Below are 10,605 nucleotides of genomic sequence, written 5' to 3'. Positions count from 1 at the left end.
CGGGGCCGTCAGTCCAGCACACTCCCCGCGCCCTGCCGGTCGGCCCGGGAGCGGCGGTAGTCCGCGACCGCGTAGACCCGGTGCAGCCAGCGGTCGGTGCCGTCGTAGCGCGGGGTGTAGGACGTCCGGCCGTGCACGACCAGGCGGTTGTCGACCACCGCGAGATCGCCGGCGGTCAGCGCGAGCGCGTGGGTGGTCCGCTCGAAGGCGGCGCTCAGCTCCGCCATGGCGCGCCGGGCGCCGTCGTCCAGCGCGTGGGTGGCGTTGAAGTCCACCAGTACGTCCGGGTCGTCGGGGGCGCCGCGCAGGATCGCGTGGACCGGCGGCGGGACGCTCCCGGAGCCGCCGAACGACGGCGGCGCCTCGGTCATGAACCGCTCCTCGGACAGCACCCGGCGGGCCTCGCCGGACAGCAGCGGCAGCGCCCGGCGGACCGACGCGGTGCACAGCCGCGCGTCGCCGGTCGGGTCGGTGCGCAGGCACAGCAGGCCGAGGTAGTCGGGGCGGTTGGCGTGGAAGGCGTTCTCGCTGTGCATCTGCAGGCGCACCGAGCCGGCGTTGCTCTGCTCGCCCTCCTGGCCCGGCACCGGCACCACGTCCTGCACCAGCGCCCCGGACTTCTCGCTGCGGTACGCGATCACCTCGCCGAGCTGGAGCAGCACCATGGTGATCGCGCCGGCCGCGGTGGTCGCGGTGCGCTGCACCGAGCCAAGGCGGGTGGGGGTGGCGGGCAGGTCGGCCTGGATGGGCAGATTGCGGATCAGCAGCACGCCGTCCGGGCCCGCCTCGTAACGGAACTCCCGTATGGCGGCGCGGAGTTGCTCCGGCAGGCGGACGGCGGCGGCGCGGGCCGCGGCCAGCCACTCGGCGCTGTCCAGTACGCCGGACGCGGCCCGGGCGAGATCCTCGGCCAGGAGGGCGACCTCTTCGCGCTGGGTGTCGGTGAGGGCCACCGCGTTCTCGGTCAGTGCGGGAAACGAGCTGGTCTGAGTCATGGTTCGGATGCCTTCTCACTGGGGCCGTGCGCGGGGACCGCCGGCGGCCGGCGTGAGCCATTCACGGGATTCCTGGCCGGGCCCGCGTTTTTTCGCGGGCACCTCTTGCGGACCGCACGGGCGCACTGGGACTTCGCCAGGATAAATGTCACCGAGCAGGCGGGACAGGTGAATTCGCCGTCCGCGCGCGGGCGTTCGCCGTTCCACCGGAAACGGCCGCGCGGCGGCGGTTTTCCTGTCCCGCCAGCGAGACAGCGCACAATGCAGACCTTCCACCCCGGCCGGTTTCTGGGGCACACTCACCGAGAACCGCTTCGGACGGCGCACCAGCGTGCCGCCGGAGTTCGGGTATTTCCGTTCCCTTGCCGCCGGTCGGCCTTCCAGGAGCATGTATGTCGAGCACGCCCCCATGCCGTATCTGTGCCGCTCCGGTACAGGAATTCTTTGACTTCGGCCGCCAGCCCCTGTCCGACGCCTTCCCGGCCCCGGACGCGGACTTCTCCCAGGAGTTCTTCTTCCGGCTGGCCGTCGGCGTCTGCGAGTCCTGCACCATGGTGCAGCTGATGGAAGAGGTCCCGCGGGACAAGATGTTCCACGAGGAGTACCCGTACTTCTCGTCCGGCTCGGCCTTCATGCGGGAGCACTTCACCAACCTGGCCAAGCAGCTGCTGGCCGACGAGCTCACCGCCGAGGACCCGTTCATCGTCGAACTGGGCTGCAACGACGGTGTGATGCTCAAGGCGATCGCCGACCACGGCGTCCGCCACCTGGGCGTCGAGCCGTCCGCCAGCGTCGCGGACGTCGCCGCGTCCAAGGGCATCCGGGTCCGCACGTCGTTCTTCGAGGAGGCCACGGCGCGGGAGATCCACGCCGAGGACGGCCCGGCCGACGTCATCTACGCCGCCAACACCCTCTGCCACATCCCCTACATGGGCTCCATCCTGGCGGGCGTGAACGCCCTGCTGAAGCCCACCGGCGTCTTCGTCTTCGAGGACCCCTACCTCGGCGACATCGTCGAGCGCACCTCGTTCGACCAGATCTACGACGAGCACTTCTACTTCTTCACCGCCCGCTCGGTGCAGGAGATGGCCCGGCGCAACGGCCTGGAGCTGGTGCACGTCGAGCGGCTGACGGTGCACGGCGGCGAGGTCCGCTACTTCCTCGCGCCCGCCGGGCAGCGCACCCCGTCCGAGGCGGTGGCCGCCCTCGTCGCCGAGGAAACCGAGCGCAAGCTCTCCGACCTGGCCACCCTCAAGGCGTTCGGCGCCAACGTCGTCAAGATCCGCGAGGACCTGACCGCGCTGCTCACGAAGCTGCGCGACGAGGGCAAGACCGTCGTCGGCTACGGCGCGACCGCCAAGAGCGCGACGGTCACCAACCTCTGCGGCATCGGCCCGGACCTCGTCCCGTTCATCTGCGACACCACGCCCGCCAAGCAGGGCCGGCTCAGCCCGGGAACGCACATTCCCGTCAAGACCCCGGACGCGTTCTCCTCGGAATACCCGGACTACGCCCTGCTCTTCGCCTGGAACCACGCCGAGGAAATCATGGCGAAGGAACAGGAATTCCGCGAGGCCGGCGGCAAGTGGATTCTCTACGTCCCGACCGTACACGTGGTGTGATCTGCCACTCCGGCAGAAATCACCTTGACCAGCAGGGAGAGCGATGAAGGGAATTCTGCTGGCCGGCGGCAACGGCACCCGGCTGTACCCCTCGGCCCTGGCAACGTCCAAGCAGCTGCACGCGGTCTACGACAAGCCGCTCGTTTACCATCCGCTTTCGGTGCTGATGCTGGCCGGAATCCGCGAGATCCTGGTCATCTCCACACCGACCAGCATTCCGCCGCTGAAGGCGCTGCTCGGCGACGGTTCGCACCTCGGGCTGACCATCACCTACGCCGAGCAGAAGGAAGCGCGCGGTATCGCCGAGGCGCTCATCATCGGCGCGGACCACATCGGCAACGACCCGTTCGCGCTGATCCTCGGTGACAACGTCTTCCACGGCGCCGGCTTCCCCCGGATCCTGCGCAACGCGCGCACCGATCTCAACGGCTGCACGCTGTTCGGCTACCCGGTCTCCGACCCCGAGCGCTACGGCATCGGCGAGACCGACGCCGAGGGCAACCTCGTCTCACTGGAGGAGAAGCCCCTCAACCCGCGCTCCAACAACGCGATCACGGGCCTGTACTTCTACGACCCGGACGCGGTGGAGATCGCCCGCGAGCTGACCCCGTCGGCCCGCGGCGAGCTGGAGATCACCGACGTCAACCTCGCCTATCTGAAGCAGGGCCGGGCCCGCCTGATCCGCCTCGGCCGCGGCTTCACCTGGCTGGACGCGGGCACCCACGACTCGCTGCTGGCCGCCAGCCAGTACGTGCACGTCATCGAGACCCGGCAGGGCGTCCGGGTGGCCTGCGTCGAGGAGATCGCGCTGCGCATGGGCTACATCGACGCGGAGCACTGCCACCGCCTCGGCGAGCGGATGGGCAATTCCGGCTACGGCCAGTACCTCATGCAGGTCGCCCAGTACGCCGCCTGACCGCGGACCCGCCCGCGCCGCGGACCGCCCGCGGAGGGGCCCACCACAGGGAGATGGAGTGGCTTATCAGAAGCTGACCCCGGAGGACGTGCTGACGCCGGGGCTCGGCGCGCCGGATGTCACCGACCGCGCCTGGCACGTGCGCTGGGACGAGGTCCCGGACGTCCCGGCGGTGATCGACGGCCTCCTGCCGCCGGTCCTGGACTTCCACACCTCCGGCAGCACGGGCCCCAGCCGCCGCTGGCAGCGCGGCCGGGCCGCCGCCTGGCAGGAGGCCGGTATGCTCGCCGGCTTCCTGCGCCCGGACGCGCCCGGCGCGGTGGTCTCCTTCGCCCCGCCGGTGCACGTCTACGGCGCGCTGGCGACGCTGCTGGTCCCGGCCCGGCTCGGCGTCCCGGTGTGGTACCGCCCCGGCTACATCGGCGCCCTGCCGGACACCGGGCAGCGCCGGATCGCCGTGGTCGCCACCCCGTGGATCTTCTCCCTGCTGCTGCGCCACCTGGACTGGGTCCGCTCCTTCGAGCGGGTCACCGTCCTCTACAGCAGCGCGATGCTGCCGGCCGAGGCCGGCGCCTTCCTCAAGGAGGCCGGGCCGGAGCGGGCGGCGATCGTGGAGCTGCTCGGCTCGACGGAGACCGGCGGTATCGCGATGCGCCGCTGGAGCGAGGGCGAACCGCCCGCCTGGACCCTCTTCCCGGACGTCGCCTTCGCCCCCGGCGAGGACGGCACCGACCCCGGCACCGGGCCCGGCACCGCCGTCCCGCTGGTGATCCGCAGCCCCCGCCTGGCCACCCGCCCCGGCCACCCCGCCCCCGCCGCATGGCCCACCGGCGACCTCGTCGAGCCGCTGGACGACCGGTCGTTCCGGCTCCTGGGCCGCGTCGGCCGCCTGGTGAAGGTCAACGGGCAGCGGATCAACCTCGACGAGGCCGAGCACGCCCTGCGCGCCCGCCTCGACTGCGCGGACCTCGCGCTCGTCCCGGTCAGCGACCCGATGATCGGCGAGCACGTCGACCTGTACGTCGTCCCCCGGCCCGGCGGCGGCCCGGACGCCCTCGACCTGTCCGCGGTCCGCGCCGTCCTGGGCGCCCGCCCGCGGGCCGTGCACACCGTGCCCGACCTCAAGCGGTCCGCGCTGGGCAAGCTCCAGCACCCCGCGACCGCCACACCCACCGAACCAGGGATAGCAACGTGACACAGACCTCCACGCCGGCCCCGGCGCCGGCCGGCGGCGACCGTACGGACATGCCGAGTCTGGACAGCATCGTCGAGGCCGCCTCCTGGACCGCCAAGCTCGGCCCGCTCACCGACGCCGACGTGGCGCGGATGGACCGCAGCGGCGCCACCGTCGACGCGTACCTCGCCGAGGGCCGGCCCGTCTACGGGCTCACCCAGGGCTTCGGCCCGCTGGTGACGTACTCCGCCACCTCCGAGATGGAGCAGGGCGCCTCGCTCATCTCCCACCTCGGCACCGCCCAGGGCCGCCCGATCGACCCGGACGCCTCCCGGCTGGTGTTCTGGCTGCGGCTGAACAGCATGCGCAAGGGCTTCTCCGCGGTCTCCACGGAGTTCTGGCAGCGCCTCGCCGACCTGTGGAACGCCGGCTTCACCCCGGTCATCCCGCGCGACGGCACGGTCAGCGCGAGCGGCGACCTCCAGCCGCTGGCGCATGTCGCGCTGGCCTGCGCCGGGCACGGCGAGGCGTGGGTCCGCGACGAGCAGGACCGCTGGACCCGCCGCCCGGCCGCCGAGGCCCTCGCCGGGCTCGGCGCCGAACCGCTCGTCTGGCCGGTGCGCGAGGCGCTCGCCTTCGTCAACGGCACCGGCGTCGGCCTGGCCGTCGCCATCCTCAACCAGCGCTCCGCGGTCCGCCTGGTCCGCGCCGTCGCCACCCTCACCGCCCGCCTGACCGACCTGCTCGGCGGCAACGCGGAGCACTACGACGAGGGCGTCGGCCAGGCCCGCAACCAGCTCGGCCAGCTGGAGGTGGCCCGCTGGATCCGCGCCGAAATCCCCGCCGGCCACCGCCGCGACGAGCGCCGCCCGCTCCAGGAGCCGTACAGCCTGCGCTGCGCCCCGCAGGTGCTCGGCGCCGTCCTGGACCAGCTCACCACCGCCGGCGAGATCCTGCTCCGCGAGGCCAACGGCTGCACCGACAACCCCCTCACCTACGAGGACCGGGTGCTGCACGCCGGCAACTTCCACGCGATGCCGGTCGGTTTCGCCTCCGAGCAGACCGGTCTGGCCATGCACATGGCCGCGTATCTGGCGGAGCGTCAGCTCGGGCTGGTGGTCAACCCCACCACCAACGGCGACCTGCCGATCATGCTCACCCCGCGGGCCGGCCGCGGCTGCGGTCTGGCCGGTGTGCAGATCAGCGCGACCTCGTTCATCTCCCGGATCCGCCAGCTGGTCACCCCCGCCTCGCTGACCACCCTGCCGACCAACGGCTGGAATCAGGACCACGTCCCGATGGCCCTCAACGGCGCCAACGGCGTCGGCGAGGCCCTGGAGCTGGGCTGGCTCGCCGTCGGCTCGCTCGCGCTGGCCGCCGCCCAGCTGGCCGTGATGACCGGCAAGGCGGAGTCCGCCACCGGCGTCTGGGCCGAACTCGCCCGGATCTCCCCCGCGTTGGACGCCGACCGCCCGATGGCCGGCGAGGTGCGCGCCGCCGCCGAGCTGTTCCGCGACCACGCGGAGCGCCAGCTGACCGGCGCCGCCTGACGCCCCGGACCGCGGGCGCCCGCCCCGGCCGGGCGCCCGCACCCTTTCCGTCCCGCACCCGCACCTGAGCCCGCCGCTCCGACCCCGCCGCCTTCCCCGAGACTGGAGACCACCCCGCGATGACTGGTTGGGGGATCACCCTCCCGCTGACCGGCATGCCCCTGCCGGCCCACCGCGCCCTCGTCGAACGCCTCCCCGACCTCGGCTACACCGGCGTCTGGACGGCCGAGACCTCCGGCGCGGACGCCTTCTCGCCGCTGGTGCTGGCCTCGCAGTGGTCGTCCCGGCTGCGGCTGGGCACCGCGGTCGCCCCGGTCTTCACCCGCGGGCCCGCCCTGCTGGCGATGACCGCCGCGGCCGTCGCCGACTGCGCGCCCGGCCGCTTCGCCCTCGGCATCGGCGCCTCCTCCCCCGGCGTCGTCCAGGACTGGAACGGCCTGGAGCACACCCGCCCGTACGCCCGGACCCGCGACACCCTCCGCTTCCTGCGCACCGCCCTGACCGGCAAGCCGGTGACCGAGGAGTACCCGACCTTCGCCGTCCGCGGCTTCCGCCTGGAGCGCCCCCCGGCCACACCCCCGCCGATCCTGCTGGCCGCCCTCCGCCCCCGGATGCTGCGACTGGCCGCCGAGGAAGCGGACGGCGCGATCACCAACTGGCTGGCCCCCGCCGACATCCCGACCGTCCGCGCCGAACTGGGCCCCGGCCCGGAGCTGGTCGCCCCGGTCTTCGTCTGCGTCACCGAGGACGCCCGGCAGGCCCGCCGGCTCGGCCGGATGATGATCAGCAGCTATCTGACCGTGCCCGCCTACCGCGCGTTCCAGGACTGGCTCGGCCGCACCGAACCGCTCGCCGCGATGCACCGCGCCTGGGACGCCGGCGACCGCTGGCGCGCGATGATGGCCGTCCCCGACGAGGTCGTCGACGAACTGATCGTGCACGGCCCCCCGGACGCCTGCCGCGCCCGCATCCGCCAGTACACCGAGGCCGGTCTGGACACCCCCGTGATCGCGCTGCTCCCGGCCGGCGACGGCGACCCCGCCGCCCAGGTCGAGGCGCTCGCCCCGGGCCGGGACTGACCCGTGCTCTCCCGGATCGTCCCGCCGCAGGTCGCGGTCGCGGAGTCCTACGGCGACGACCCGGCGGCCGTACTGTTCCCCGGCGAACGGGAGCCGGCCGCCGCGATGCGCCCGGCCCGCCGCCGCGAGTTCGCCACCGCCCGGCACTGTGCCCGCCGGGCCGGCCTGCGCCTCGGCGTACCGCCCGGACCGCTGCCGCCCGGCCCGGCGGGCGCCCCGCGCTGGCCGGCCGGTGTCGCCGGCAGCCTCACCCACTGCCACGGCTACCGCGCCGCCGCCCTGGCCCGTACCACCGCCGTCCGGGCGATCGGCATCGACGCCGAACCGCACCGCCCGCTGCCGTCCGGCATGCTGGCCGGGATCGCCCTGCCGGAGGAACGGGAGGACCAGCGTGCGCTACGGGCCGCGGACCCCGCGGTGTGCTGGGACCGCCTGCTGTTCTGCGCCAAGGAGGCGGTCTACAAGGTGTGGTCCCCGCTGACCGGCGCCTGGCTCGGCTTCCACGAGGCGGCCATCGCCTTCGACCCGGCCGGTACGTTCCGGGCGCGGGTGCTCCGCGCGGCGCCGGGCGGACCGGAGGGCGCGGACGTCCCCGCGCCGACCGGCCCCGCCCCGGAGCCGATCCCCACCGTCCTCCACGGCACCTGGCTGGCCACCCCCCACCACCTCCTCACCGCCCTCGTGGTCCCGGCCGCCGCGGCCCCGCCCCCGTAAACCCACCCAGCAGCCCACCAACCATCGATCAACTCCACCGGTACTCGCCCACACCCCAAGGTGCACACCCCATGACGACGACCCGCATCCTCGTGACCGGAGGAGCCGGCTTCATCGGCTCCCACTACGTCCGCACACTGCTCGGCCCGGACGGCCCCGGCGACGTGGCGGTCACCGTCCTCGACAAGCTGACCTACGCGGGCAACCCCGCCAACCTCGACCCGGTCCGCGCCCACCCCGGCTTCCGCTTCGTCCAGGGCGATATCTGCGACCGGGAGACCGTCGAGCCCCTGATGGCCGAGCACGACGAGGTGGTGCACTTCGCCGCCGAATCGCACGTGGACCGCTCGATCGACGGCGGCGACACCTTCGTCCGCACCAACGTCCTGGGCACCCACACCCTCGTCGCCGCCGCCCACCGGGCCGGCGTGCGGACCTTCGTCCAGATCTCCACCGACGAGGTCTACGGCTCGATCGACGAGGGCTCCTGGCCCGAGACCCACCCCCTGCGCCCCAGCTCCCCGTACTCCTCCGCCAAGGCGTCCGGCGACCTGATCGCGCTGTCGTACCACCACACCCACGGCCTGGACGTCCGCGTCACCCGCTGCTCCAACAACTACGGCCACCACCACTTCCCCGAGAAGGCCATCCCGCTCTTCATCACCCACCTCATGGACGGCCGGAAGATCCCGCTCTACGGGGACGGCGGCAACGTCCGCGACTGGCTGCACATCAACGACCACGTCCAGGGCATCGAGCTGGTCCGCACCCGGGGCCGGGCGGGCGAGATCTACAACATCGGCGGCGGCACCGAACTGACCAACCGCGAGCTGACCGAGCGGCTGCTGGCCGCGTTCGGCGCCGACTGGGACAGCAGCGTCGAGCAGGTCCCCGACCGCAAGGGCCACGACCGCCGCTACTCCGTCGACTGCACCAAGATCCGCGAGGAGTTGGGCTACGCCCCCCGCGTCCCGTTCGACCAGGGCCTGGCCGACACCGTCCGCTGGTACCGCGAGAACCGCGCCTGGTGGGAGCCGCTGAAGGCGCGAGCCGCGCTGTGACCGCCGACCGGGCCCGCCCCTGGCTGGTGACCGGCGCCGGCGGCATGCTCGCCCGCGACCTGCTCGCCGAACTGGCCGCCGCCGGCCTGCCCGCGGTCGCCGCCACCCGCCGCGACCTGGACATCACCGACCCGGCCGCGGTGCGCGCCGCGTTCGCCGCCCACCGCCCCGCCGTCGTCGTCAACTGCGCCGCCTGGACGGCCGTGGACGCCGCTGAGGAGCACGAACCGGAGGCGTACGCCATCAACGCCACCGGCCCCCGCCTCCTCTCCGCGGCCTGCCGCGAATCCGGCGCCCTCCTCCTCCACCTCTCCACCGACTACGTCTTCGACGGCCAGGCCCGCACCCCGTACGCCGAGGACGCCCCCACCGCCCCCCGCAGCGCCTACGGCCGGACGAAGCTGGCGGGCGAACAGGCGGTCCGCACCCTCCTCCCTCACACCGGCTACATCATCCGCACCGCCTGGCTCTACGGCGCCGGCGGAACGAGCTTCATCCGCACCGCCATCAACCTGGAACGCACCCGCCCCACCGTCGACGTGGTCACCGACCAGCTGGGCCAGCCAACCTGGACAGCCGATCTGGCGCACCGACTGGTGGAGTTGGGGGTACGCGCCCTGGTCGGCGCGGCCCCACCCGGCACCTACCACGGCACCAGCACCGGCACCACCACCTGGTTCACCCTCTGCCAGGAGGTCTTCCGCCTGCTCGGCGCCGACCCGGCCCGGGTCCGCCCCACCACCAGCGACCGCTACGTCCGCCCGGCCCCCCGCCCCGCGTACAGCGCCCTCGCCCACGACCGCTGGCAGGCCGCCGGCCTGCCTCCCCTCCGCCACTGGCGCACCGCCCTGACCGAAGCCTTCCCCACCCTCCTCCCGCCGCCGGAGCCGCCGCCGACCCCCGCGACCACACCTGCCCGAAATCCCTGACCAGAAAGCCGAGCAGACCGCATGCGACCCCTGTCCATAGAAGGCGCCTGGATCCACGAGCCCGAGGTCTTCACCGACACCCGGGGCAGCTTCCACGAGTGGTTCCGCGGCGACGCCTTCCGCGCGGCCACCGGCCAGGGCCTCCCGCTCGCCCAGGCCAACCTCTCGGTGTCCCGCCGCGGCGCCCTCCGCGGCATCCACTTCGCCGACGTCCCCCCGGGCCAGGCGAAGTACCTCACCTGCGTCCGCGGCGCCGTCCTGGACGTCATCGTCGACGTCCGGACCGGCTCCCCCACCTTCCGGCAGTGGGAGATGGCCCGCCTGGACGACACCACCCACCGCGCCATCTACCTCTCCGAGGGCCTGGGCCACGCCTTCCTCGCCCTCACCGACGACGCCACCGTCGTCTACCTCTGCTCCGAGGGCTACGCCCCCGACCGCGAACACGGCATCCACCCCCTGGACCCCGACCTCGCCATCCCCTGGCCCACCGACCTCACCCCCACCCTCTCCCCCAAAAACGCCCAGTCCCCCCCCCCCACCGAACCCCCCCCCGAGCCCGCCC

10 protein-coding genes are annotated in these 10,605 nt (G+C 73.5%); 9 read left to right on the top strand and 1 reads right to left on the bottom strand.

What is annotated here, in order from left to right; all coding sequences use genetic code 11:
- Window positions 1–8: 8 nt before the first annotated feature.
- Window positions 9–995, bottom strand: a complete 987-nt coding sequence (locus ADL22_RS01285; protein ID WP_066972860.1) for a TauD/TfdA family dioxygenase — start codon at window positions 993–995, stop codon at window positions 9–11.
- A 392-nt stretch (window positions 996–1,387) separates the two neighbouring features.
- On the opposite strand from ADL22_RS01285, the gene ADL22_RS01280 reads away from it, so the two are divergent.
- From ADL22_RS01280 to ADL22_RS01240, 9 genes are all read left to right on the top strand, one after another.
- On the top strand, window positions 1,388–2,617 hold the full coding sequence (locus tag ADL22_RS01280; protein WP_066972858.1) for a class I SAM-dependent methyltransferase: 1,230 nt from the start codon (window positions 1,388–1,390) through the stop codon (window positions 2,615–2,617).
- 43 nt (window positions 2,618–2,660) lie between these two features.
- Window positions 2,661–3,533, top strand: coding sequence for a glucose-1-phosphate thymidylyltransferase RfbA (rfbA, locus tag ADL22_RS01275; protein ID WP_066972854.1), 873 nt, complete (start codon window positions 2,661–2,663; stop codon window positions 3,531–3,533).
- Between the two features lie 58 nt (window positions 3,534–3,591).
- Entirely contained in the window at window positions 3,592–4,728 is a 1,137-nt protein-coding gene (locus tag ADL22_RS01270; RefSeq protein WP_066972853.1) for an AMP-binding protein, read from the top strand.
- Window positions 4,725–6,257 carry an aromatic amino acid ammonia-lyase gene (locus ADL22_RS01265; RefSeq protein WP_199836185.1) on the top strand — a complete coding sequence of 511 codons (1,533 nt, stop codon included), beginning with the start codon at window positions 4,725–4,727 and terminating at the stop codon, window positions 6,255–6,257. Before ADL22_RS01270 ends, ADL22_RS01265 begins: the two co-directional genes overlap by 4 nt.
- 119 nt (window positions 6,258–6,376) lie before the next feature.
- A complete protein-coding gene (locus ADL22_RS01260) occupies window positions 6,377–7,336 on the top strand; it encodes an LLM class F420-dependent oxidoreductase (RefSeq protein WP_066972851.1) in 960 nt (319 codons plus the stop codon).
- Between the two features lie 3 nt (window positions 7,337–7,339).
- On the top strand, window positions 7,340–8,050 hold the full coding sequence (locus ADL22_RS01255) for a 4'-phosphopantetheinyl transferase family protein (RefSeq protein ID WP_066972849.1): 711 nt from the start codon (window positions 7,340–7,342) through the stop codon (window positions 8,048–8,050).
- Window positions 8,051–8,121: 71 nt separating this feature from the next.
- Window positions 8,122–9,111 carry a dTDP-glucose 4,6-dehydratase gene (gene rfbB / locus ADL22_RS01250; RefSeq protein ID WP_066972847.1) on the top strand — a complete coding sequence of 330 codons (990 nt, stop codon included), beginning with the start codon at window positions 8,122–8,124 and terminating at the stop codon, window positions 9,109–9,111.
- The gene (rfbD, locus tag ADL22_RS01245) at window positions 9,108–10,040 is read left to right on the top strand and encodes a dTDP-4-dehydrorhamnose reductase (RefSeq protein WP_267890136.1); all 933 of its coding nucleotides are present in this window, start codon (window positions 9,108–9,110) and stop codon (window positions 10,038–10,040) included. Before rfbB ends, rfbD begins: the two co-directional genes overlap by 4 nt.
- Window positions 10,041–10,061: 21 nt before the next feature.
- On the top strand, window positions 10,062–10,605 hold a 544-nt coding region (locus ADL22_RS01240; RefSeq protein WP_066972846.1), incomplete at its 3' end, for a dTDP-4-dehydrorhamnose 3,5-epimerase family protein.

This window comes from Streptomyces sp. NRRL F-4489, from assembly GCF_001509485.1.
Classification (GTDB): domain Bacteria; phylum Actinomycetota; class Actinomycetes; order Streptomycetales; family Streptomycetaceae; genus Streptomyces.
This window is presented reverse-complemented; position numbering and strand designations above follow the sequence as displayed.